A 24,184-nucleotide genomic window follows, 5' to 3' on the forward strand; every position below is an offset into this window, starting at 1 on the left:
CACGCGACACAGCGCTCCAAGATCAGGACCATTCACAGAGCCCCCCGAGTTCGACGCCCAACTGCCCAAGGGGACCAGCGGAGGCAGCCTCGGTCAAGGTCACCGAAGCGCCACAACGCGTCCGGATCCTGCGAGATCATGACATCAGCCCGCCCTGAAATCCCTGGGGCCGATCGGCTTCAGCGTGAGAGGCTGATCAGTTGTGTCACGTCCGTACGAGAGGTTCACGCAGATGACCGAGGCAGAACTTGAGAGCCACGAAGGCGAGGACACCAAGGCTGGCTGGTATCTCCTCGCATACGGCGATGAGTACTTCGTCAGTCGGCGCAATCGCGTCGAGTTCGTCGACTTCGAGTACCGCCTCTCCTCTCTCGCGTGGCTGAGCAGCAAGATCGCGAAGAGCATCGATGCGGAACTGACCGAGCTCCGTGAGGCGCGGGCGAAGGGGAGCCACAGGGTCGCCGGGTGGGAAGGGGAGAGCGACATGATGCTCGACGAGTCAACGTACGTACTCGACACAAGCACACGCCAGATCAGCGCCGGCGTCATCGTCGTGGCTGCCGTCGCCGCACTCGAGTCCCTGATGAATCGGCTGCTCGACCGACCGGGCGACGAGGATCTCCACAGAGCGGGTCTTACCCGGAAAGCCCGAGTGCTCGCGGAGCGCTGGCAGGACACCGTCGATTGCCAGGAACTCGAAGATCACGTGTCGTGGCTGAGGGAGCGCCGCAACTCGTTCGCTCACCGTCTCATCGACGACGTCGACCCCCAGTGGCGAGACCACCCGGCCACGTGGGACTTCGACGACGAAGCGGCCGATGAGGCACTGGAGAGAATCAGCGCTGCCGCCTGGCTGCTGGAAGAGGGCTGGGAACAGCACCTCACCAGCCATCGCGCTGATGCGCGATGCGCACCTTGACGAACGGCAGGAAGAGCTGGAGGGCCATGGCCAACCTGTCCCCGAAAGACATGGCCGTCGAGGAGTGCACGCCCCTTGCCGCAGCGGAGTTCGTCCGGTGGCTGTGGGGAGGGGTCACACCGGACGCAGCAGCATCACCTTCCCTACGGAATCGGGCCTGGAAGCCGACCTGCCCGACGCGCTCGTCCCTCACGTCCCCCGCCCCCGGCTCGTAGCCACCTTTCGCACCCACCGCCAAGGCACCGGCGGGCTGGACTGACAGCGAGCATGCCCACGGGGATCATGGTCACATGAGTGACCATGCGAAGGGCCCGGACACCATGACAGAGAAGTCCTCCCGTGCCTCGGGCGACGAGGCTGTCAGCGACGCCGGCACAGCTGGTGCTCCGATCGTCCTGGGCAGCGAGCCCGGCTCGTTCGCCCGGGGGGTGCTGGCCCAGCGCCACCCCGCTCTCATCCGACAGGTGCGGGACGCCTTCCCGTACGGCCGCCGGCAGCACGAGGCCCTCGACGCCCTGCGGGACGAGATCACCGACGGTGTCGTCCGACCACTCGCCCCCGCGGAGCACGACCACCAGCGCTGGGAGGCCTGGGGGCGGCAGCACTTCGGGCATTCCTGGTACGACGCCCCGTTCCTGTGGGCGGAGAGCTACTTCTACCGCAGGCTTCTCGGCGCGGTCGGGTACTTCGGCACCGGCCCTTGGCAGGGAGTCGATCCCTTCGCGCCGTTCAAGCAGGCCGAACTGCGAGGCGACGCGGTGGAGGGGGAACTGCGGGGCCTTGACGCGCTCGCGAGCGCCCCGGCCGACGAGCGGGCCACGGCCCTCCTGCACGCCTCGCTCTGGGGCAACCGCGCGGACCTCGGCTTCCAGGTCTCGGCGGGCGAGTCGGCAGTGGATGACGCAGCGATCGCGGCGCTGGTCGCCGACGACAGCGCCACGCTGTGGCAGCTCCTGCCCGCCGGTGCCTCGGCCACCATCGCTGTGGTGGCCGACAACGCGGGACGTGAGCTGATTCCCGACCTCGTCCTCATCGACCACCTCCTCGCACACGGGCACGCCGAGCGGGTCGTACTTCAGGTCAAGCCCTACCCGTACTACGTCTCCGACGCGATGACCGCGGACGTGGTCGACTGCCTGCGCCGCCTCACCGAGGCGCCCGGCGAAGCAGGCCGGATCGGCGGCCGACTCTGGAAGGCCATGGCCGCCGGAAGCCTGGAGGCCCGCACCCACCCGTTCTTCTGCGCTCCGCTGCCGTACGAGGAGATGCCCGAAGACCTGCGGAAGGAGTTCGCGGATGCCGCGCTCACGATCCTGAAGGGTGACCTCAACTACCGTCGCCTGGTGGGCGACCGGCTGTGGCACCCGACCGTGCCGTTCGCTGAGCGCACGGCCCATTTCCCTGGGCCCGTCGCGGCACTCCGGACCCTGAAGTCCGACGTCATCGTCGGCCTGGAGCAGGGAACGCTGGACACCCTCGAACGGGCCGGGGAGGCCTGGCGCACGAGCGGCACCCACGCGCTGATCCAAGCGCGCCCGTAGACCACGCACCACGAACGGAGCTACGACCGATCGACATTGCGGACACCCCCCAGCGCCTCGCGGGCCGGCAGTGAACACCTCAGTGGCATTGCAATGGAAGCTGATTCCGAGCGGGTGCTTTCGCGCCGGTCCCCGGCGGTGAGGGGGGCGCCGCCGGTACCGCCGCGAACGGGTTCACCGCGGCTGGAGGGCGGGAGAGCCGCCTTCCGCGGTGAGGACGTTCCGGGTGCGGGTGGCGAGGACCGCGGTGCGGGTGACCATCATGGCGACGGCCATCAGGAGCAGGGCGTCGGTCAGTGCGTCGCCCGAGATGCGGTTCTCCTGCATCCAGCCGCCGAGCGGGGCGGCGAACCAGTGCGTCGAACCGTAGGAGAAGGCCGCCCGCGCGCCGATGATGACGGTCCACACGGCCGCGTACGCCCAGCCGGCGCGGGTCACGGGCCTGCCGGTGCGGGGGCTGCGGTAGACGCGGAAGGTCGAGGCGGCCAGCGCGCCCCCGAGCAGTCCGGCGACGACTCCGGCGATCTCCAGGGACAGTCCGGCGCCGGAGGTCGCGGGGTTCTTCACGAAGAGAGGGACGATGGCTCCGGCCGCGAGGATCGGCCGCAGGATCCGGAACGGCCCGATCTTGCGGTGCGGTCCGAGGTCGGCCTCGAGGATGGCGAGCAGCACGGCGGCGTTGATGACGAGTGCCTGGGTGGTGGGAGACACGGGCTTCCTTCCGGGGCGGGGTGGTCGATGCCGTCCACGGTCCCTGCGGTGGCCCACTGGGGCGTCACCCCTTGCGGTGAGCTCCGGGGTGAGGGAAGCGGCCGGCACGACGTCACCCGACAGGTCACCCGACACGTCACCCCCAAGTCGCCGCACGGGGTGACGCCCCACCGGGGGGTGCGTTCCTAGCGTGGCTGTTTCTCCGGCGGCCTTCCGGCGTCGCCCCGACAGTCAGGAACGACTGATGCCGACTCTGTTGCGTGTGCTGACGGTGGTGGCCGTGGTCGCCGCCGTGGTCGTACGGCAAGGGCGGGGGAGTCCACTGCGTCTGCGGCGCGTTCTGTCGGCGCCGGTTGCGCTGGTCGGCATCGGCCTCTTCACCGGGGTGGGCCTCGGCGGCCTGGCGGCGGTGCGCGCACTGGGGCCGGCGGACGTGGCGCTGCTGCTGGTGGGAGCCGCCGCCGTGGCGGCGGTCGGTGTGGGCCAGGGCCGCACCTTGAGGCTGGAGACCCGGGGCGGGGTGTTGTGGACGCGTATGCCGTCGGCCGGGCTCGGGTGGTGGCTGCTGTTGGCCGGACTGAGAGGAGCGATGTCCCTGGTGGGGCCCGGGCTGGGCGCGCCGGTCGCCGCGTCGAGTGCGACGGTCGTGCTGCTGCTCGGGGTGAACCGGCTCGGGCAGGCGGTGGCGCTGGTCCCGCGCGCGCGTGCCACCGGGGTGCCGGCCGCTGACGCCGTTGCGACGGCGCAAGGCCGCGGGGCACCGGCGCGGACGGGCTGGTCCGGGTCCCGGTCCGGGCACCCTCCGGTGGATGGACGCTCGGCTGCCGCATCGCCGGACCCGGGGCGCGGGCGCGAGCGGCGGAGGCTCGGTCGGGAAGCGGGCACTGGTCCCGACCGTCGAGCCGGACGCGGGAGCGGACGACGGACGTCGTCCGGCGTCCGTCGCGAGCGCCGTCGCGGTGGTGCCCGGTGACGCGGGTGGCCGAGGTGCCGGGACCGGTGGAGCAGGCCGACGTCCCGTGGTGGGTGTACGGCGCGCCGGTGGCCGGTCCGGGGTGCCTCTCCCCGGTCGGTGCGGCGGCTTATCGTGGAGCTGTGCTCCGCCTCGTCTCCTGGGCGATCCGCGGCCTGGCCTTCGCGTTGATCGGCCTCGACACCTTCGTGCGGTCCACCGGCCTTCCCGAGGGCACGGGCCGGGCGGCGATCGTCGGCGCGTACCTGCTCTGCGGCGCCTGCCTGGCGGTCTGGGCGGTGCTGGACCTGCGTCGGCCCGAGGACGAGCCGGTACGGGGGCCGGCCGTCCCGGTGCTGCTGGCGACGGTGGCCGCCGCTTCCGGCGTGGCCTGCGCGGAGCCCGGGGCCGGGACGATGGTGGGCCTGGCCGCTCTCGTGGTGATCGCCGCGGGAAGCGATCTGCCGCTCGCCGCGGGCTGGACCGTGGCCGCGGTCGGGGTGCTCGCCGTCCAGGTCGGCGCCCTGGTGTCGGGCGCGGGGCACGGGGTGTTCCTGGGCTATCCGCTGCTGCTCGCCGTGGCCCTGCTGGCGGGCCACAACAGACGGACCCATCGCATCCGCGCCGAGCAGGCGGACCTGCTGCTGGAGCGGGCGGAGGAACTGAGGGCGGAACAGCGCCGCACGGCGGTCCTGGACGAGCGTGCCCGGATCGCCCGGGAGATCCACGACGTGCTCGCGCACTCGCTCGGGGCGCTCGGCATCCAGATCCAGCTCGCCCGGGCGCTGGCCGCCCAGGAATCCGGCCCGGCCGTCGACCCCCGTCTGCCGGAGGTGCTCGAACGGGCGCAGCGGATGGCCTCCGAGGGGCTCGTGGAGACCCGCCGAGCCGTGCACGCGCTGCGCGGCGGCGACGTTCCGCTGCCGGACGGGCTCGCGGCGGCCGTGACGGAGTACCGGTCCCGTCATGGAGCGCCCGCGCGGCTGGAGGTGCGCGGCGAGGTGGGTGCCACGCTCGATCCCGAGCAGAACCTTCACCTCCTGCGGACCGCGCAGGAGGCCCTGATCAACGTGGCCAAGCACGCCCCGGGCCAGCCGGTCGCGGTCACCCTCGACTACCAGGAGCACCACGTGGCGCTGACCGTCTCCAACCCGTTGCGTCGGCCCGGCGACGCCCCGCCGCCTGCCGGGCCGACGGTCGTGACCGTCGACGGGGGCTACGGGCTCACCGGCATCCGGGAGCGGCTGGCGTTGCTGGGCGGCAGCCTGCGTACGGACAGCGCGGACGGCGCCTGGACCCTCACCGCGGAGGTGCCCCGGTGACCGGCGGACCCGCGCACGGCCCGGCCGAGGCCGACCCGCTGCGGATCGTCGTCGCCGACGACCAGGCGAGCATCCGCGAGGGGCTCGCCATCATGCTGGACCTGCTGCCCGGGATCGAGGTCGTGGCCACGGCCGCCGACGGCGAGGAGGCCCTGGCCCAGGTCGGGCGGCACCAACCGGACGCCGTGCTGATGGACCTGCACATGCCGCGACTGGACGGGGTCGAGGCGACCCGTCGACTGGCGCGCGAGCATCCGGGTGTCGCCGTGGTCGTCCTGACCACCTACGTCGACGACACCTCGGTGCTGACCGCGCTGCGGGCCGGGGCGAGGTCGTACCTCAGCAAGGACGCGGACCGGGCGGACATCGCCGCCGCCCTGCACGCCGCGCGCAGCGGCCTCGCCGTGCTCGACCCGAGGGCGCGCGGGGCGCTGCTCGCCGGTGCGGACGGCGAGCGGGCCGCCCGTGCCGGGCTGCGGGAGGGCCCCTCACCGGACGGGCTGACCGCCCGGGAGAGCGAGGTCCTGGCGTTGATGGCCCGTGGCCTCAGCAACCGGGAGATCGGCGCGACCCTGTTCCTCAGCAACAACACGGTGAAGACCCACATCAACCGGATCTTCGCGAAGACCGGCTGCCGGGACCGCGTGGCGGCGGCCCACTACGCCCGGCGGCACGGACTGACCGACCCCTCGTCCTGATCCCGTCGGTGGGGCGATGCCCCCGGCCGCGCATCCGAACACGCCTTTTTGTTGGGGGGCACCCCCTGACGCCGCGGGCGGTGCGGAGTGGCACAACGGGAGGTAGAGGATGAAACCGCACTTTCTGGATGTGATCGCCGTGCCTGGACCCGACACCTCGACCGCCGAGCCGCCCGCCGCCCGCGCCCGGGGGCCGGAGGGGGAACAGTGGATGATCGAGCACCGTCCCGATGCGCTGGGGCCGGTCCGGCGGGAGGCGCGGGCGTCGCTGGCCTCCTGGGGCGTGGGGCCGGCCGCCTCGGATTCCGTGGTGCTGGTGGTGTCCGAACTCGTGACGAACGCCGTCCGTCACGCGCTCCCGCCGGTCGGCCTCCAGCTGCGTCACGATCCGGCGGACCGGCGCCTGTGGGTCGAGGTGACCGACGGCGGGCCCGCGATCGGCGCCGGGGACCTGGCACCCGACGAGCACGGCCGGGGTCTGCTGCTCGTGGCGGCGGTCGCCCTCGCCCACGGGTCCCGCCCGCACCACGGTGAGAGAGTCGTCCGCTGGGCCTGTGTCGCCGCGGACTGATCGGCCCGAAGGCCCGCGGGATGCCCGACCCGTACCGAACGGCCAAGATGGGCATGTGAGTGCCGAACCCGGGCCGTTCCCGTCCTCCGCGGAGGACGCGGTCCTGCTCGAGCGTGACCACGAGGCCGCCGTCCTCGACGCACGGGTCACCGCCCCGGCCCACGGTGAGGGGACGGCCGTCCTGCTGGAGGGAGTGGCGGGCATCGGCAAGAGCACGCTCCTGGCGTACGCCCGGGAGCGCGGCCGGGCGGCCGGCCTGCGGGTGCTCTCCGCGCGGGCCACCGAGCTGGAGACCAGCTTCGCGTTCGGCGTGGTGCGTCAGCTCCTGGAACCACTGCTGGCCACGGCGGCCGCCGGGCAGCGGTCCGAACTGCCCGCGGGACCGGTGCCGGCCGCCGCCGCGGTCCTGACGTCCGAGCCCAGCGGTGCGCCGGACAGCGCGGACAGGGAGCCGGGCGACACGCCGGCCCGGCCCGTGGTCGGTGACTTCGCCGCGCTGAACGGGCTGCTGTGGCTCGTCGCCGACGCGGCCGAGGAAGGGCCGTTGCTGCTCGCCGTCGACGACCTGCACTGGTGCGATCCGCCGTCCCTGCGCTGGCTGGCATTCCTGCTGCCCCGGCTCGCGGAACTGCGTGTCGGCCTGGTCGCCACCGTGCGCAGCGGTGAGAGCGGCGGCAGCCGGGCGCTCCTCAACCAGGTGGCCACCGACCCCGCCTTCACCGTGCTGCGCCCGCGCCCGCTCGGACCGGGCGCCGCCGAGGAGTTCATGGCGCGGGCGCTGGCCCGGGACGACATCGAGCCCGCTTTCGCCCGTGCCTGCCACGACGCCACGGCCGGCAATCCGCTGCTGCTCCGCGAGGTGGCCCGTGCGGTGCGCGAGCAGGAGCTGCCGACGGACGCGGCGCACGCCGGGTACGTGGTGGACCTGGGGCCCCACGCGGTGGCGCGCCTGGTCGAACGCCTGCTGGACCGTCTCGGACCCCGGGCGCGCCGGCTCGCCGCAGCCCTCGCGGTCCTCGGCGACGACGCTCCGCTGGCCGACGCGGCCGCCCTCGCCGGCATCGAGCAGGGCGTCGCGCTGCGGTGCCTCGACGAGATCGGCCACCCCGGCACCGTCCGCGACGCGGAGGATGCCGGGGACGGGTACGGCCCGCGGCGCGTGCGCTACGTCCATCCGCTGATCAGGGCCGCCGTGTACGGGGCGGTCCCCGCAGCCGACCGGGCCGGGCTGCACCGGGCGGCCGCCCGCCTGGTGGAGGCCCGCACCGGTGACCCGACCCGCATCGCCGCGCACCTGCTGCACGCCGCGCCCGCCGGCGACCCGCACGCGGTGGAGCTGTTGCGCCGCGCGGCCGAACGGTCCGCGGCGGTCGGTGCACCGGCCGAGGCGGCGGTGTTCCTGGGCCGCGCCCTGGAAGAGCCGCCGCCCGAGTCGGACCGGGTCCCGTTGCTGCTGGCCCTGGCGGAGGCGGCCATCACCCAGGACATCGCCGCGGCGGCCGGTCACCTGCGCACCGCGCTGCGGCTGGCGACCGGACCGGTGGAGCGGGCCAGGATCGCCGCGCTGCTCGGCGAGGCGGCGACCTACGTACAGCCGACCGATCAGGCCATGGCCGACCTGGAGCAGGCGGTGACGGCCCTGGAGCGGGAGGAGGGGGGCGTCCGCGCGGAGGACCTGCGCCGTCGGCTGGCCGCCACCATGCTGTTCACCGCGTTCGCCTCCCGCTCCGGACGGGGGGACCTGCCCGCGCGCATGCCGCACCTGCGCGAGCTGGCCGAGCACGAGGGACCCGGCGCCCGGATGCTGGACTGCGCGGTCGCCTACCAGGACGCGATGACGGGGCGGCCGGACGCGGCGGACCGGGCCCGGCGGGCGCTGTCCGGCGAGCCGCTGGAGACGTCCGAGCACACCGTGACCGCGCTGGCGCTGGCCCTCGCGGTGCTGCTGCTGGCCGAGGACCCCGGGGCGATGCCCCGCCTGGACGCCCTGATGGCCGACGCCCGTCGTCGCGGCTCGCTGCGGATCCTGGCGTCGGTGTCCACCGTACGGGCCCGCGGCTGGCTGCTCGCCGGGCAGCTGGCGGAGGCGGAGAGCGACGCCCGGGACGGTCTGGACGCGGCCCGGATCTACGAGCGGGCCGGTCTGCGCACCACCGTCCTCGGGCCGGTGGTGCGGGCCGCGCTGGGCGACACGCTGATCCTGCGCGGGGAGCTCGACGAGGCCGGGCGGGTGCTGGCGGCCGAGGGGCCGGTGCACCTGCTGGGAGGCCCGAGGGCCCGGCTGCGGCTGGCCCGTGGCGATGCGCCGGCGCTGGTGGCGCGGGAGGCCCTGGAGGTCGGCCGGGCCGCACGGGAGCTGGGCGTGCTCAACCCGGCGATGGTGCAGTGGCGCGTCCCGGCGGCGCTGGCGCTGCACGCCGACGGCCGTACGGAGCAGGCCCGGGAGCTGGCGGGGGAGGAGTGGGCGGCGGCCCGGGCGTGGGGCGCCCCCGCGCCGGTCGGCCGGGCGCTGCGGCTGCTGGCCGCCCTGGCGCCGCAGCGGGCGGACGCCGTGGAACTCCTGCGGGAGGCGGTCACCGTGCTGGACGGTTCCATGGCCCGCCTGGACCGGGCGGCGGCCCGGGCCGACCTCGGGACCGCGCTGCACGCGGCCGGATTCACCGCCGATGCCCGGTCGGTGCTGCGGATCGCCCTGGACACGGCCGAGCAGTGCGACGCCCGGCCGCTCGCGGAGCGGGTGCGTGCCGCACTGCGGGCGGCGGGTGCGCGCCCCCGGAGGGCGGCCCTGTCCGGTCCGGCGGCTCTCACCCCGAGCGAGCTGCGCGTGGCCGAGCTGGCGGCGGCGGGAGCGACCAACCGGGTCGTCGCGCAGCAGCTGTTCGTCACGCCGAAGACGGTCGAGGTCCACCTGTCGCGGATATACCGCAAGCTCGGGATCACGGCCCGTACCCAACTCGCGGCGGCCCTGCGCGGCTGACCGGACCGCCCCCCTACCCGACCCCCCGATCTTTTCCGCCGATCACAAGTGCGGGGTGGTCGGCGGGGTCCGCACCGCCTTGGATCGTTCTTTCGGCCACCTCCACGCCCGAGCCCGACTCGCGCGGGTATAAAAATCATATCGTGTATGTCTCTTGCGAAAGGTGGCTTGAATAACCACGATATGAGCCATCACTCACCACCTCGAAAGGCGGTCCCCCGTGACTGTTGGCCAGATCGGAAGCCTGCGTCGCCGCTCCCTCGCCGGATCCCTCTGCCTCGCCGCCGCGCTCAGCGTGCTCACCGCCGGTGGGCCGGCGCGTGCGGCGGCCACCGTGCCGTGTGCCAACCCGGCCGACCCGACGGGTGTGACCTACCCCCTGCCGTGTCTGCGGCAGGTGTTCGCGGACGACTTCGACGGCACCTCGCTCGACCCCGCGAAGTGGAACGTCCGTCAGACCTCCTGGTCGAACGACTCCAACGTGTCGGTGGGCGGCGGAAAGCTGAGCATCGACATGAAGCGGGTCAGCGCCTCCACCGGCAAGGACGGGTTCCGCGGCGGCGGCATCTCCTCCAAGCAGCGCTTCGGCTACGGCTACTACGAGATCACCGCGACCCTCCCCTCGCTGACGCCGGGATGGCACCCCGCGTTCTGGACGCAGATATGGGACGGCGCCGAGGCGCGCCCGGTGTACGACCGGCCCTTCACCGAACTCGACGTGTTCGAGGTGCAGTCGGTGGCCCCGCACGGCACCGTCCCGGCCACCACCAAGCTCGACGGCGGGGTCATCACCTGGAACAACAACACCTCCGGCAGTGACGTCAAGAACACCGAGTTCAAGCCCCGCTTCTCCTGGAAGAAGGCGGACGGCACGCCGCTGTGGAACGAGCAGCACCGCTACGGGATGTACTACACCCCCACCGCGCTGACCTACGTCCTCGACGGCAGGCCGATCGGCACCGTCCCCAATCCGATCCAGGACCCGATGCCCGGCACGGCCGGCCATCCCGCGGCCGCCTACAACTCCCCGATGTCCCTCTGGATCTCGGCGGTGCTGACCACCCCCGCCTACATCGCGGCCGACGTCCCGGTCGGCACCAGCTTCGGGAAGTACCAGGTGGACCGGGTCGCCTACTACGCGCCGGACGGACAGGTCCCGCCGGTCGACGACCCGACGCCGCTGCCGGCCGCGTCCACCACCGTCGGCGAGGACTTCTCGGACGGTGGGGCCCGGTGGTGGAAGAAGCCCGGCTCGACCTGGTCGACCCTCCCGGCGGCCGGCGGCCTGCGCCATCCCTCGGCCCAGGGTGACGCCATAGCCCTGCTCGGGCAGCCCGTCACCGATCCGCCGCTGCCCAACACCCTTCCGTTCGCGCCGGACTGGACCAACGTCGCCGTCGAGGCGACCGTCACGCTCGACGGCGACGGCCAGGGCGCCGGCCTGATGGCCCGGGCCAAGGACGACCAGAACTACTACTACCTGCAGTTGCAGCCGGCCAAGCAGCAGGTGGCACTGGTCCGCAAGGTGGCTGGCGTCTCGACCGTGCTGGCCACCGCGCCGGTGTCGGTCGGGGCGGGCACCGCCCACCGGCTGCGGCTGACGGTCGAGGACAACACCCTGACGGGCTATGTCGACGGCGTGCGCAAGCTGGCCAAGGACGACTTCGTCTTCGGCGCCGGCCGGATCGGCGTGAAGGGCTACCAGCAGGCGTTCGACGTCTCCGATCTGACCGTCACCGCCCTCGGCTGAGTCCGGGAGCCTCTCCCGGTGTGCGGGGATGCGCGACCTCCTGTCTCGCGCATCCCCGCACGCTATCCACATAGTAAATGACACATCTATTTACTGGATGTGTCTTGTGGGATACGGTCACGTATCGTCACAGTCTGAGGAGTAAGCATGGCGATTACGACCGATCCCCCGCCGACCCGGACGGCGGTGGATCCGCCCGTCCGCGCCACCGATCAGTCGCGCTCGGCCGGTGCCCGGGACCGGACCTTCGGATTCATGCTGGCCGCGCCGGCGCTCGCGCTGTTCCTGGTGGTGGCGGTCTACCCGCTGGCCGCCGGCGTGGCGACGAGCTTCTACGACCAGTCCCTCATCCGCCCCGACCGCCGGTTCGTCGGTCTTGGCAACTACGCGGCCGTCTGGCCCGACTTCGTGGACCGGCTCGGCACCACGCTGGTCTTCTCCGGCCTGGCCACGGTCTTCCCGATGCTCGTCGGCCTCGCCCTGGCCGTCCTGCTCAACGCGCGCCTGCGCGGTCGCGGCCTGCTGCGCGGCGCGCTGATGCTGCCCTGGCTGCTGCCCGGGGTGGTGGTCTCCTTCCTCTGGGCCTGGATCTTCAACGACAGCTACGGCGTCATCAACCACCTGCTGTCCGTCGCGGGCCTGCCCGAAGCCGACTTCCTCGGCCGCCCGGCCACCGCCATGGCAGCCGTGGTGATCGCCAAGACCTGGAACTCCTTTCCCTGGGTGATGGTCGTCGCGCTGGCCGCCCTGCAATCCCTGCCCCGCGAGCAACTGGAGGCCGCGGCGCTGGACGGCGCCACGCGTGCCCAGCGCTTCCGGCACGTCTCGCTGCCGCACCTGGCGGGGCCGCTCGCCCTGGTGGCGATGCTCGAGTTCATCTACAACTTCGGTTCCTTCGACATGATCTTCGTGATGACCGGCGGCGGACCCGGAGACTCGACCATGACCCTGGCCGTCAGCCTCTACCGCTACGCCTTCACCGAGTTCTCCCTCGGCCGGGCCGCCGCCATGGGAGTGCTGTGGCTGGTCGCCCTGTCCGCGGTCTGCGCCGGCTACTTCCTGCTGGACAAGAAACTGGAGTCCCGCTGATGGCCCTGTCCGCCACCGGTCGCAGCCGGTCCTCGCGCCACGTCGGCGAGGGCATCACCTCTCCCACCCTCGGCCCGTGGGGCCGGATCGCCCTCGCCGCGCTCGCCCTGTTCGGGCTGCTGCCCGTCTACTGGCTGTTCGCCACGGCGTTCATGCACCGCTCCGACGTGTTCGCCGCCGATCGCCCGCTGTTCCCGCTCCGCCCGACCCTGGAGAACTTCGGCGCGTTCTTCGAGGACCCGGCACTGCTGCACGCCCTCGGCAACTCCGCCGTGGTCTCCGCGGCCACCGCCGTGCTGTCCGTGCTGGTCTCCGGTCTGATGGCGTACTCGCTCTCCAAGTTCCGCTACCGCGGCCGCAACGCCATCATGGTGATGTTCCTGCTGGGCCAGCTCCTTCCCGGCGCCCTGCTGCTCGTCACCCTCTACCTGATGTTCAGCTCGGCCGGACTGCTGCACACCTACACGGCGGTGGTGCTGGCCTTCACCACCTTCACGCTGCCGTTGTCCGCGTTCCTGCTCAAGGGCGTCATCGACGGCCTGCCGGACGAACTGATCGAGGCCGGCCGGGTCGACGGCCTGTCCAACCTCGCGATCCTGTTCCGCATCATCCTCCCGCTGATCACTCCCGGTCTGGTCACCGCGGGGATGTTCGCCTTCATGCGGGCCTGGAGCGACCTGCTGTTCGCCCTCACCCTCGCCGGGCCCGACAAGCAGACCCTCCCGGTCGGCCTGACCACCGCCTTCATCCACGAGGGCGCCGCGGACTGGCCCGCGCTGATGGCCTCCTCGGTCGTGACCTCCCTCCCGCTGGCAGCCGCCTTCGTCGTCCTGCAGCGCCACTTCGTCTCCGGCCTGGCCGCCGGAGCCGTCAAGGGCTGACCGTCCGCCCGCACCACCTCTCCGCACCCACCGCATTCCCGTTCCCAGGAGCAGCGATGTCCCGTACCCCCGACACCCACCGGCCCCTGTCCCGCCGCACCCTGCTCGCCGGCCTCGGCGCGCTCGGCCTCCTCGGCGGCGCCGGCCTCACCGGCTGCTCGACCCCCGCGCCGTCCAAGGCCGCGGCCGGTGGCCCGACCGAGATCAACACCATCAAGTTCTACAACAACGTCCTCGGCGAGGAGTCGCAGAAGGCCGCCTGGCAGGCCGCGGTGAACGGCTGGCAGAAGAAGAGCGGGCGGAACGTCAAGCCGGTGATCTACCCCTACGACCAGGCCTCCACCCAGCTGGCGCTGGCCGCGAGATCCGGCGACTTCACCGGCGTCGGCCAGGCCGGCCCCTGGCAGGTGCTGGTGCCGACCGGCATACTCGCCGACGTCTCCGACCTGGCCGCCGCGATGAGCCTGCCGGCCCGGACCGTCGACTCGCTGCGGGTCGACGGCAAGCTGTACTACCTGCCGGTCAACGCCTCCGGCATCGGCATGGTCTGCGACGGCCGGATCGCCGACGAGGTCGGCCTGCGGGCCGGCCTGAGCGTGGAGGACTTCGCCGCCGCCCTGGAGCGGATCAAGAAGCAGGACGCCAAGATCGTCCCCTACGCCGCCGTCACCAAGAACCCCGACCTCAAGGACGCCGTCCACTGGATGTGGGGCTGGGGCAGTCCGGTGGTCACCGACGACCACAAGGTCACCATCGGCGACGCCGAGTCGGTCGCCGCCATCACCTGGTACAAGCAGCTCCAGGACGCCGGTCTGACCAAGTCCGGGGTGGCCCGCGGCGACGCGCGGATCCTGTTCGGCCGGGGCCAGGCCGCGGTGTACGACGACGCCCCGCTGGCCCGGAAGTTCGTCACCACCAACGGCGGCAGCGCCGAGCTCGCCGCCGCCGTCCGCCCGCTCAGGCGACCCCAGGTCCAGGGGGCACCGTCCTGGAACCGGTACTGGGGCAGCGGCCTGTTCTGCAGCTCGGGCAAGGGCGAGAAGACCAGCAAGGACTTCATCGCCTACGTCGCCGGAGACGTCGCGGCGGCCACGGCTCTCTACCAGCAGTCGGCGCTGGCCCCCGCGGACGCCAAGATCGCCGCCCAGGTGCCGGGCCTGGCCCAGGACGCCTTCCAGACCGGTTTCCGCACCGAGATCGCCGATCACGCCCGGGCCGCGGCCTGGGACCGACTGGCGGCCTACGCCCAGATCGACACCGCGATCGGCGACGGCATCGCGTCCGTCCTGGCCGGACAGACGCCCGTGCAGAGCGGCCTGAACACCCTGAGGAAGAAGGTCGAGGACATCCTCGCCCAGAACGCCTGACCCCCGCCCCGCCGCGCTGCCCCGCCGCCCCACCGGGCGGGCGGGGCAGCCGCCACTGGACACCACCCACGGTGGCGCCCCAGCGGCACCCATGATATGCAAGCAGTTTGCAACGTGTGGATAGTCAATGGCGGTGCGGGACCTGGTCGCCGTGCCTGACCGAGGGAGGACCATGACCGCCGAATCCGGAGCCGGCACCCAGGCCGTCGAACGAGCCATGTCGCTGCTGCTCTGCTTCTCGGACGAGGACAGCGAGCTGCGGATCTCCGAACTCTGCGCGCGCACCGGCCTGGGCCAGTCCACCGTCTCCCGGATGGTCGCCTCGCTCGACCGCCTGGGCTTCGTCCTGCAGGACCCGCGCACCGGGCTCTACCGCCTCGGGCCGACCTCGGTGACGCTCGGCTCGGTGGCGCTCAACAGCTCCCCGCTGTTCCGGGCCGCCCGTCAGGCCGTCCAGAACCTCGCGCAGAGCACCGGTCTGGGCGTCAACCTCGCCGAGTTCCGCGACGACCAGCTCTTCTACCTGTGCAACTCCGAAGGCGCGCGGGCCCCCAAGAACTTCACCATGGCCGGCCGCACCGCTCCGCTGCACGCCACCGGCATGGGCAAGGCCGTCCTCGCGGACCTCGACCCGGCCTACGTCCGGGACTACTTCGCCCGGGGCCACGCCGACGCCTACACCCCGCACACCCTCACCGACCTGGCCGCGATGGAGGCCGCGATCGCCGAGATCCGCAGCCGCGGCTGCGCCACCGAGATCGAGGAGCTGGCCTTCGGCCGGGCGTGCGTCGCCGCCCCCATCCGCGGTCGCGGCGGCAACGTGGTCGCCGCGCTGTCGCTCAGCGGCCCGCTCTCCGAACTGGACCTGCCCAACCGGCAGCAGCACTGGGCGCTCACCGTGATCGAGGCCGCCGACGAGCTCTCCGTGGGCCTCGGATACTCCCCGACCCGGGCACCCCAGCCGCGCCAGTCGCCGGTGGTGGAGCCCGGCAGTTGAGCGGCCGCCCCGTCCGCAGCGCGCTGCCCCGCGCCCGCCTCGGCGAGTCCCCCCGGCTGGACGCCGCGACCGGCACCCTCAGCTGGGTCGACCTGGTGGCCGGACGCCTCTGGCAGGCCGATGCCCGCCCCGACGCCGACGAGCCGCTGACCGCGCCGACCCTGCTCGCGGAGTTCCCGGGCGAGCTCGGCTGCGCGGTCCGCGCCGGTGAGCGCGGCGACTGGCTCCTGGCCCTGGACGGCGTCGTCCTGCGCTGGAGCCCCGGCACCGCGCCGGAGCACGCCACCGTGACCGCCGTGCCGGAACCCGACCCGGGCCGGGCCCGGCTCAACGACGGCGCGGTCGACCCGCTCGGCCGCCTGTGGGTCGGCTCGATCGGCCACCGCAGGCCCCTGGAACCGGTCGCGCGCCTCCACCTGATCACCCCCGGCCGGCCGGCCGCGGTGCTGCTCGACGGCATGCTCGCCGCGAACGGCATCGGGTGGAGCCCCGACGGCACCCGCGCCTACGTCGTCGACACGGGACACCGCCGGATCCACCGCCTGCGCCTGGACCGCGACGGCCTCGCGCAGCCGGACGGCGCGCCCCTGCCCGTCCGCCGCGGCGCCCCCGACGGCCTCGCCGTCGACGACGAGGGGTGCCTGTGGGTGGCGCTGTGGGACGCCGCCGAGGTCGTCCGCCTCGCCCCCGACGGCACCGAGCTGCACCGGGTGGAGATGCCCTGCTCCCGGCCCACCGCCTGCGCCTTCGTCGGCCCGCACCTGGTGGTCACGACGGCGACCGTCGAGGGCGAGGACGCCTCGGGCTGGACGTACACCCTGGACGTCGGCGTCGGCGGCCCCGCCGCGCACCGGGCGCTGCTTCCCGCCTCCGGCTGACACGCCGGTGCCCCGCCGGCTCGTGACGGACGAGCGGGCAGGGCACCGTGAACCTTCAGGACCCGTCGTAGAGGCGGGCCCGCAGATCGGGCCGCAGGAACGCGGCCGGGGAGGCGATGGACAGGCCGCCGTCGACGGGGAGCACCACACCCGTGACGAACGTCGCCCCGGCCAGGTAGTGCACCGCCTCGGCCACCTCTTCGGGGCGGCCCACCCGGCCGAGCGGATAGCCGTCCGCGACGTGCGGCAGCTGCTCGTTGCCGATCATGCCGGGCGCCACGGCGCTGACCCGGACGCCGCGCGGCCCGTAGTCGAGGGCCAGTTGGCGCACCAGCCCCTCGACGCCCGCCTTGGCGGCCGCGTACCCGGGCAGCCAGGGCGCGGCAAGGGCGGCGTTGACGGAGCCGACCGCGACGATCGCCCCTCCGGCGGGCAGCACCCGCAGGGCGGCGGCGGCCGGGAAGAACGCGGTGTCCAGGGTGTTGTCGAGGGCGGCGCGCCACTGCTCGGGCCCGATCTCGTGAGCCCGGCCGGGTGCCATCACGGCCGCCGCCAGGATCAGCACGTCCACGCCGCCGAGCAGGTCGACGGTGTGGGCCACCGCCCGCTCCGCGCCCTCGGGCGTGCCGGCGTCCAGGACCAGGGCGTCGGCCAGTCCGGGGTTCGGGTCCGGCTCGACGCCGACGCCGACCACCCGGTCGCCGCCCCGGGTGAAGGCTTCGGAGATCGCCCGCCCGATCGGGGAGGTGCTGCCGATCAGCAGTACGGCGCGGCTCATCCGACGGTCTCCCGGTCGGAGACCCCCCGGCGCCCGGCGGGCACCGCCGCCGCTTCCGCGGGCGCCAGTTCGAGATCGGCCAGGACCTCGTCCAGGGCTCTGGAGGTCAGCGGGTCCAGCTCCTGTGCGGGCAGACGGACCGCGGCGGAGGCGATCACCCCGCGCCGGCGGAGCACCTCCTTGTGCACCGCCCAGGCCTGCCCGGGGCGCATGCCGAGGTGGATCAGCGGCAGCAGCCGGGTGAAGGAGGCGCGGGCGGCGGCCCGCCGCCCGGCCGCCAGGTCGTCGAGGACGGGCCGCAGCAGGTCGGTGAACTCGCAGGCGGGCATCGTGCCCACGCTGCCGTTGTCGTACTCCTCGCACAGCGCGGCCGCGTTGAGGCCGCCCAGCACTGCGAGTCCGGGCCCCGCCGCGGCCGTCACGGCGGCCATCTTCACCGGTGTGGGCGGAGCCTCCACCTTCACCGAGGTGATGCCGGGGACACCCGCCAGCACGCCGATCGAGGCGGCGTCGATGGTGACGCCGGTGACGCCCGGGGCGTCCTGCACCATCACCGAGGCCTCGGTCGCGGCGGCGAGCGCTCCGTAGAAGTCGATCACCTGCTGGCGGTTCGGCTTGGCGAGGAACGGCGGGAGCACCATCAGCTGGTCCGCTCCCTCGTCCGCGGCGAGTCGCGCCTGTTCGACCGCCACCGCCGTCCCGGTGCCGTTGACGCCCGCGATCAGCGGGACCCCGGGGCCCGCCACGGTGCGGACCTCGCGCAGGATCACCCGGCGTTCCTCGGCGGTGAGGGCGAAGCCCTCGCTGGCCATCCCGAAGACGGCCAGTCCGTCGGCGCCGGCCGCCAGCTGGAACTCGACCAGCGAGCGCAGCGAGAACAGGTCGAGCGCGCCGCGGTCGTCGAAGGGCGTGGCCAGGATGGGCACGAGGCCGGTGGGGGTGTGGGAGGGGGACAAGGGTCAGCTCTCCTTGGCGAGGTGTTCGACGGTCTCGGTGTCGATCTCGATGCCCAGGCCGGGGCCCTCGGGCAGGGTGAACCCGGCGGGGCCGGCGGTGATCGGGGTGCGCAGGATGCGCTGCGCGTAGGGCAGCGGTGTCGGCTGGTACTCGAAGAAGGGGCAGTCGGCGGTGGCCGCGGAGGCGTGCAGCCCGGCGGCCAGGGCGATCCCGAGGCCCACCGAGTGGTGGTAGGCGACCGGGACGTGGTGGGCGTCGGCGAGAGCGGCGATCGCGGTGGCCTCGGTGAGACCGGTGCGGGCCACGTCCGGCTGGGCGACGCGCAGGGCCCGGCGGGTGATCCAGTCGCGGAACTCGTAGCGGTTGCGCAGGCATTCACCGACGGCGACCGGGGTGGCGATCCGTCCGGCCAGCTCGCGGTGACCCTCCAGGTCCTCGGGGGCGAGCGGGGCCTCGAAGAACAGCGCTCCGCGCCGGTCGAGTTCACGGCCCAGCCGCAGCGCGTCGGCCAGCGAGTACACCCAGTGGGCGTCCAGGGCGATCCGGACACCGGGCGCCGCGGCGGCGACCGCGTCGTAGGTGGCCAGGTCCGCCTCGACGCCCTGACCGGCCGCCAGTTTGATGACGGTCGCGCCCTCGTCGGTCAGCCTGGCCGCGAGGGTGGCCCGGCGCTCGTCGGTCGGCTCAGCCAGCCCGGAGACGTACGCCGGAATCTCGGTGCGGTAGGCGCCGCCGAGGAGCTGGGCCACGGGCAGGCCGGTGATCCGGCCCAGCAGGTCCCACAGGGCGATGTCCAGGGCGGCCATCGCATCGGCCTGGTGGCCGGTCAGGTGACCGCGCTCGCGCATCAGGTCACGCATGGCGTCCCACAGCGGGCGGACGGCGCGCGGGTCGCGGCCGGTCAGCCAGGGCCCGAGCATGCGGTCCACGATCGCCCCGACCACCTCGGGGGCGACCGGGGCGAGCGCCTCGCCCCAGCCCTGGTGGCCGTCGTCGGTGGTGAGGCGGACCAGCAGGGTCTCCATGCGGGCCGAGTAGAGGCTGCGCCACGGCGGCCGGGTGAAGTAGCCGGGGTCGGGCTCCTCGGCTCCGGCGGCTCCGTAGCCGGGGCCGGAAGGTCCGGTGGGTTGCTTGACGACGAAGGTCGTCACTTCGGTGATGCGCACGGGAGCTCCCAAAAGTTGGATCATCCGCATTATGGCTTGGTAGCTGCGTATGTTGAAAGTAGTATCCACGATTGCCAAGGTCCGAAAAACCCCCTGACCACCGGAGGAACCCGTGGATCTGCTGAAGGAGCTCACCGACCGCAAGGTCCTGGCCGTCGTCCGGGCGGACACCCCCCGCCTGGCCGTCGCCTGCGTCCACGCCCTGACTGAGGCGGGAATCAGCGCCCTGGAGATCTCCCTGACCACACCCGGGGCCTTCGGCGCCCTCGCCCGAGCCAGGGCCGACAGCCCCGCGGACGTCATGATCGGAGCCGGCACCGTGCTGACCGCCGAGCAGGCCGAATTGGCCGCCGCAGCGGGAGCGTCCTTCGCCGTCACCCCCGGCCTCACCCCGGGCGCCGCCCACAGCACCGCCCTCGGGCTGCCGCTGCTGTGCGGCGCGCTCACCCCGACCGAGGTCGTCGCCGCCCTCGACGCCGGTGCCACCGCGGTGAAGGTCTTCCCCGCCTCCGCGCACGGCCCCGGCTACCTGCGCGACCTCCTCGCTCCGCTGCCGCACGCCCCGCTCGTGGCCATCGGTGGCATCGGCATCCGCACCGCACCGGCCTACCTGGCCGCCGGCGCACTCGCCGTCGGCGTCGGCTCGCCCCTGCTCGGCGACGCCGGGAAGGGCGGCAGCCTCGAAGACCTCGCCGACCGCGCGGCCGATCTGCTCCGCGCCGTGGGGCGCACGGCGGCAGGCGCGGAGACCTCCCGGTGAGCGGCGTCCTGACCGTCGGCGAGACCATGGCCGCCCTGCGCACCCCCCTGCCGCTGCGGCTCGGCGGCCCCGCCCACCTCTCCGTCGCGGGCTCGGAGAGCAACGTCGCCATCGGCCTGTCCCGGCTGGGCCACGAGGCGCACTGGCTCGGAGCGGTCGGGGACGACCAGCCGGGCGAGCTCGTCCTGCGCACCCTGCGCGCCGAGGGCGTCGGCCTCCGATTCGCGCGGACCGCGCCCGACGCACCCACCGGCTTCATCGCTTTCGACCGGGCCGCCCACGACATCACCCGGGTGAGCTACCACCGCAGGGGATCGGCCGGATCCACCCTCACCGCCGCCGAGACCACGGCCGCCGTCACCGCCGGCACCCCGGACCTCGTGCACCTCACCGGCATCACCCCGGCGCTGTCCGACACCGCCCGGGCCGCCACCCTGGCCGCCGCCCGCACCGCCCGAGCCGTCGGCGCCCGCGTCAGCCTCGACGTCAACCACCGGGCCCGCCTCTGGAGCAGGGCCGAAGCCGCCGCCGCGCTGCGCGAACTGCTGCCCTGGGTCGACACCGTCTTCGCCTCCGAGGACGAACTCGACCTCCTGACCGCCGCCGACGACGCCGTCCCCGCACTCCTGGCCGGCGGTACTGCCGAGGTCGTGGTCACCGCCGGGGCGGCCGGCGCGCACGCGCACACTCCCGGCAGCAGCCGCTTCCAGGCGGCGGTGCCGACCACGGTGGCGGACAGCATCGGCGCGGGCGACGCCTTCGTCGCCGGCTACCTCTCCGCCGCGCTCGACGGCCTGCCCATCGAGGACCGCCTCGCCCGGGGTGTCACGGCGGGGGCGTTCTGCGTCGCCGGCCGCGGCGACTGGGAGTCCCTGCCGACCCGCTCCGACCTCGCGTTGCTCGCCCGCGGCGACGGCACCGCGCTGCGCTGACCGCCGACCGGCCGGGCACGGGAACGGCGCCACGCCCCCTCTCCCCACGGGCGCCGCCACATCCCCGCGCCGGGGCGGATCCCACTCGACCAGGAGGCACTCGACCATGCGTCCGCGCACCCCGCGCCGCACCGCCCTGAGGGCGGTCACCGCCGCCGTCACGCTCCTCGCCGCGACGCTGCCCGCCGTCCCGGCGGACGGCGCCGCCGGGAGCTCGATCCTCTTCGATCCCGGGCCGCGCGCCCGCTGCTTCTCCACACTGCGCGAATTCGACGGCGTCGCCCCCACCACCGACCGCAACAACCACCACAGCAAGGAGTCGTGCGGTCAGGTCGACCTCCCCGACCGGGTCGACGGTCACTGCGCCGCGCCGGCCTTTCCGTACCAAGGGGCCACCGGGCCACAGTGCCCCGCCTGGGACTTCGTCACGGTGAACTGGAACGGAGACGACTTCGGGCGCCGCCCCGGGTACACCACCGCCGTGACGGGCCTGCCGTCCGGGGGGCTCGCCCTGACGCTGGACAACAACAGCGCGGGCTCCCGTGACTGCGCCCTGCGCGAGACCTCGCTCTCCTACCAGTACCCGTCCGACTCGCTGCGGCGCCGGCCCGACGGCGGCGCCTACGGTCTCGGTGACGGGCACCTCAGGGTCAGCTACACCGCGCGGGTGGAGCCGCGCTCGGACTTCCGCTGCGCCGAGCACCGGGCCCTCCTGACCACCGACCTGGTGTACCTGCAGCCGGACGGCCGCAAGAACGTCATCTCCGTCATCGCGTACGACCCGGGGGCTTCCGCGAACCCCACCGGGCCCGACCGGGTGACCTGGGACAACCACTGCACGGGGGGCGGCTGTCGCGTCATGGTCCTCGCCGGGCAGCCGCTCATCGCCGGTGAGGAGGCGCGGATCGCCGTCGACTTCACCGATCTCGCCCAGCGCCTGCGAGAGCGCCTGGGTGGACAGGGTCCCACCCGGGACAGCCGCCTGATCGCCGTACAGATCGTCACCAGCACCCGGGGCGCCGACCTTCGGGCGACCGTCAGCGGTGTCGACGCCGTGATGACTCCCTGAGAGTATCTGCATGATGAATTACCAATGCACAAAATGAGATTGGCATACCCTTGTTGGGTAGGGCGCGCCATACTGGTTCCCAGGCGGGTCGACCGGCGGGGTGCCGCGGCCCGTGTCCGGCCATTCCCAGGCTCACTTCCTCAACTGGAGGACGTTCGTGCTGACCGCCCCGCTCCGACTACGACGACCTGGATCGCCGACGGCGTTCCTGCTCGCCCTGCTCCTCTCCTTCGCGCTCTTGCCCACCCTCGGCGCCGGCCCGGCCTCGGCCGGCGGCGTCCAGGTCCACCAAGGCGTCGGGACCCGGTTCGACGGCACCGGCGAGAAGGGCGGCGGCTGCGGCGTACCGCCCGCCCAGATCGAGAGCGACCGGTTCGTGGCCCTGAACGTCTGGGACACCCCGGGGTTCTACGGCGACGGACTGCCCCGGCCCGTGCCCGCCGACCGCGCCGCGATCACCGGTGCCTTCGACAACGGCCTCAACTGCGGCCGATGGGTGCGCATCACGCTCGGCGACTACTGCACCGGCGACAACCGCGGCCAGGCCGGCGACGGCATCTGCGCCCGGGGCACCTGGGCGGCCGACGCCTACAGCGGTGCCACCGTGGACGCCGTCGTGACCGACAGCTGCGGTGACGGAAACGAATGGTGCCGCTCCGACCGCGACCACCTCGACCTGTCCAAGCCGACCCTGTCTCGGTTCACGCTGAACGGGACCCGACTGCCCGACCTGGAGTCAGCCGGCCGCTGGAACAACCGCAAGCTCAGCTGGTCGTTCATTCCCGCACCGGACTACCGGGGCGACATCTCCATCGGCTTCGCCCTCGACGCCGCCGAGTGGTACGCCCCGGTGATCATCACCAACCTGCCCAACGGCATCCACGGCGTCGAGTACTTCGCGGACGGCGGCTGGCGGACCGCCTCCGCCACCTCCGACGACGGCCAGCGCTACGAGATCCGCCCGGCCACCGCCGACCACCGCGGCTACCGGATCCGCGTGATCGACGCCGACGGCCAACTGGTCCAGGGCGGACGCGAATACAGCTTCGCCCGCCCCGCCGGCTGCGACCCCTGCACCTCGCTCTACACCCCCGCGCCCTACACCACCGCGGGCGGCACCTCCACGACGGGGGACCGGACCGCGCCCACCACACCGTCCGGCCTCGCCGTGGCGGCGGTCGGCACGGGCGACGTCACCCTGAACTGGCAGCCGTCCACCGACAACGTCGGCGTCACCGGCTACGACGTGCTGCGCGACGGCACCCGGGTGGGCTCGCCCCACGGGACGTCCTTCACCGACACCGGCCTCGCCCCCGGCAGTCGGCACCGCTACCAGGTGACGGCCCGCGACGCCGCGGGGAACACCTCCGGCCCGTCGGCGGCGGTCGAAGCGACCACCACGACGGGACCCGTGACGCCGGGCGGTCCGAGGGACTGCACCGCCCGGATGTCGCTCACCGGCTCCTGGGGAGACGGGTTCAACGCCAAGGTCGAGGTGGTCAACACCGGCGCCGCCGCCATACGAGGATGGCGGCTGCGCTGGACCTGGCCGGCTCCGGCCACCGTGAGCGAGTTCTGGAACGGATCGCTCACGCAGCAAGGCTCCGAAGTGACCATGACCAACGCCGACCACAACGGAGCGCTGGCTCCGGGGGTCGGCACCTCGGCCCGGGACAACGGCCCCGGATTCACGGTTCGAGGGCCCGTACCCGGCCTTCTCCCGCGGATCGACTGCACGGCCGTCTGACCGGTCTCGGTGGCTCCGCGACGCGGAGCCACCGAGATCTCCGCGCGTTGTCCGCCGGAGCCGACCCGGAGGCCGGGACCCCGGTCACCGGTCCGGCGCACTCCCGCAGCCGGTCGGCGGTG

The 24,184-nt window shown here is 73.5% G+C and carries 21 protein-coding genes; 17 read left to right on the forward strand and 4 right to left on the reverse strand.

All coding sequences use genetic code 11. The annotated features are described in order from the left end of the window. Positions 1–232 precede the first annotated feature (232 nt). Both ACFYXU_RS14820 and ACFYXU_RS14825 read left to right on the forward strand, forming a co-directional pair. Positions 233–919 (forward strand): hypothetical protein, encoded by a 687-nt coding sequence (locus ACFYXU_RS14820; protein ID WP_389457909.1) that lies wholly within the window; start codon positions 233–235, stop codon positions 917–919. 320 nt (positions 920–1,239) lie between these two features. Further along, complete coding sequence (locus ACFYXU_RS14825) at positions 1,240–2,460, forward strand: damage-control phosphatase ARMT1 family protein (RefSeq protein WP_389458491.1); 1,221 nt, start codon at positions 1,240–1,242, stop codon at positions 2,458–2,460. Positions 2,461–2,634: 174 nt separating this feature from the next. Here the strand turns inward: ACFYXU_RS14825 and ACFYXU_RS14830 are convergent, their stop codons facing one another. Then, positions 2,635–3,171 (reverse strand): hypothetical protein, encoded by a 537-nt coding sequence (locus tag ACFYXU_RS14830; RefSeq protein WP_361405763.1) that lies wholly within the window; start codon positions 3,169–3,171, stop codon positions 2,635–2,637. 244 nt (positions 3,172–3,415) lie between these two features. Between ACFYXU_RS14830 and ACFYXU_RS14835 the strand changes: the two genes are divergently transcribed. The 11 genes from ACFYXU_RS14835 (at position 3,416) to ACFYXU_RS14885 (ending at position 16,653) form a co-directional block, all read left to right on the forward strand. Next, positions 3,416–4,144, forward strand: a complete 729-nt coding sequence (locus tag ACFYXU_RS14835; protein ID WP_389457911.1) for a hypothetical protein — start codon at positions 3,416–3,418, stop codon at positions 4,142–4,144. A 122-nt stretch (positions 4,145–4,266) separates the two neighbouring features. After that, positions 4,267–5,445: a sensor histidine kinase gene (locus tag ACFYXU_RS14840; protein ID WP_384567117.1), complete on the forward strand. Its 1,179-nt coding sequence runs from the start codon at positions 4,267–4,269 to the stop codon at positions 5,443–5,445. Further along, complete coding sequence (locus ACFYXU_RS14845; protein WP_389457914.1) at positions 5,442–6,143, forward strand: response regulator; 702 nt, start codon at positions 5,442–5,444, stop codon at positions 6,141–6,143. Before ACFYXU_RS14840 ends, ACFYXU_RS14845 begins: the two co-directional genes overlap by 4 nt. A 139-nt stretch (positions 6,144–6,282) precedes the next feature. Continuing rightward, the gene (locus ACFYXU_RS14850; protein WP_389457916.1) at positions 6,283–6,714 is read left to right on the forward strand and encodes an ATP-binding protein; all 432 of its coding nucleotides are present in this window, start codon (positions 6,283–6,285) and stop codon (positions 6,712–6,714) included. A 55-nt stretch (positions 6,715–6,769) separates the two neighbouring features. Beyond that, a complete protein-coding gene (locus ACFYXU_RS14855) occupies positions 6,770–9,691 on the forward strand; it encodes an AAA family ATPase (protein WP_389457918.1) in 2,922 nt (973 codons plus the stop codon). 220 nt (positions 9,692–9,911) lie between these two features. Next, positions 9,912–11,441: a family 16 glycosylhydrolase gene (locus ACFYXU_RS14860; protein WP_389457920.1), complete on the forward strand. Its 1,530-nt coding sequence runs from the start codon at positions 9,912–9,914 to the stop codon at positions 11,439–11,441. A gap of 147 nt (positions 11,442–11,588) precedes the next feature. Continuing rightward, positions 11,589–12,530: a carbohydrate ABC transporter permease gene (locus tag ACFYXU_RS14865; RefSeq protein WP_384567132.1), complete on the forward strand. Its 942-nt coding sequence runs from the start codon at positions 11,589–11,591 to the stop codon at positions 12,528–12,530. Then, complete coding sequence (locus ACFYXU_RS14870; RefSeq protein WP_361405787.1) at positions 12,530–13,411, forward strand: carbohydrate ABC transporter permease; 882 nt, start codon at positions 12,530–12,532, stop codon at positions 13,409–13,411. Before ACFYXU_RS14865 ends, ACFYXU_RS14870 begins: the two co-directional genes overlap by 1 nt. A 56-nt stretch (positions 13,412–13,467) precedes the next feature. After that, the gene (locus ACFYXU_RS14875) at positions 13,468–14,778 is read left to right on the forward strand and encodes an ABC transporter substrate-binding protein (protein ID WP_384567138.1); all 1,311 of its coding nucleotides are present in this window, start codon (positions 13,468–13,470) and stop codon (positions 14,776–14,778) included. Between the two features lie 172 nt (positions 14,779–14,950). Then, positions 14,951–15,775, forward strand: a complete 825-nt coding sequence (locus ACFYXU_RS14880; protein WP_361405793.1) for an IclR family transcriptional regulator — start codon at positions 14,951–14,953, stop codon at positions 15,773–15,775. Continuing rightward, complete coding sequence (locus tag ACFYXU_RS14885; protein ID WP_389457924.1) at positions 15,772–16,653, forward strand: SMP-30/gluconolactonase/LRE family protein; 882 nt, start codon at positions 15,772–15,774, stop codon at positions 16,651–16,653. The genes ACFYXU_RS14880 and ACFYXU_RS14885 overlap by 4 nt, the downstream gene beginning before the upstream one ends. Before the next feature lie 55 nt (positions 16,654–16,708). Here ACFYXU_RS14885 and ACFYXU_RS14890 read toward each other — a convergent pair whose 3' ends face one another. Genes ACFYXU_RS14890 through ACFYXU_RS14900 form a run of 3 tightly spaced genes read right to left on the reverse strand, consistent with a single transcriptional unit; the run spans position 16,709 to position 19,554 of the window. Further along, positions 16,709–17,431, reverse strand: a complete 723-nt coding sequence (locus ACFYXU_RS14890; protein ID WP_389457926.1) for an SDR family NAD(P)-dependent oxidoreductase — start codon at positions 17,429–17,431, stop codon at positions 16,709–16,711. Beyond that, entirely contained in the window at positions 17,428–18,387 is a 960-nt protein-coding gene (locus tag ACFYXU_RS14895) for a dihydrodipicolinate synthase family protein (protein WP_384567148.1), read from the reverse strand. The genes ACFYXU_RS14890 and ACFYXU_RS14895 overlap by 4 nt, the downstream gene beginning before the upstream one ends. A 3-nt stretch (positions 18,388–18,390) precedes the next feature. After that, positions 18,391–19,554 (reverse strand): mandelate racemase/muconate lactonizing enzyme family protein, encoded by a 1,164-nt coding sequence (locus tag ACFYXU_RS14900; RefSeq protein ID WP_389457929.1) that lies wholly within the window; start codon positions 19,552–19,554, stop codon positions 18,391–18,393. Between the two features lie 112 nt (positions 19,555–19,666). Here ACFYXU_RS14900 and ACFYXU_RS14905 point away from each other — a divergent pair, with 112 nt between their 5' ends. From ACFYXU_RS14905 to ACFYXU_RS14920, 4 genes are all read left to right on the forward strand, one after another. Further along, positions 19,667–20,314, forward strand: coding sequence for a bifunctional 4-hydroxy-2-oxoglutarate aldolase/2-dehydro-3-deoxy-phosphogluconate aldolase (locus ACFYXU_RS14905; RefSeq protein WP_389457931.1), 648 nt, complete (start codon positions 19,667–19,669; stop codon positions 20,312–20,314). Next, positions 20,311–21,246: a sugar kinase gene (locus ACFYXU_RS14910; protein ID WP_361405809.1), complete on the forward strand. Its 936-nt coding sequence runs from the start codon at positions 20,311–20,313 to the stop codon at positions 21,244–21,246. The genes ACFYXU_RS14905 and ACFYXU_RS14910 overlap by 4 nt, the downstream gene beginning before the upstream one ends. Positions 21,247–21,352: 106 nt before the next feature. Further along, entirely contained in the window at positions 21,353–22,315 is a 963-nt protein-coding gene (locus tag ACFYXU_RS14915) for a hypothetical protein (protein WP_389457933.1), read from the forward strand. Between the two features lie 112 nt (positions 22,316–22,427). Further along, positions 22,428–24,062 (forward strand): cellulose binding domain-containing protein, encoded by a 1,635-nt coding sequence (locus ACFYXU_RS14920; RefSeq protein WP_389457935.1) that lies wholly within the window; start codon positions 22,428–22,430, stop codon positions 24,060–24,062. Positions 24,063–24,184 lie beyond the last annotated feature (122 nt).

This window comes from Streptomyces sp. NPDC002232 (genome assembly GCF_042890295.1).
Classification (GTDB): Bacteria; Actinomycetota; Actinomycetes; order Streptomycetales; family Streptomycetaceae; genus Streptomyces.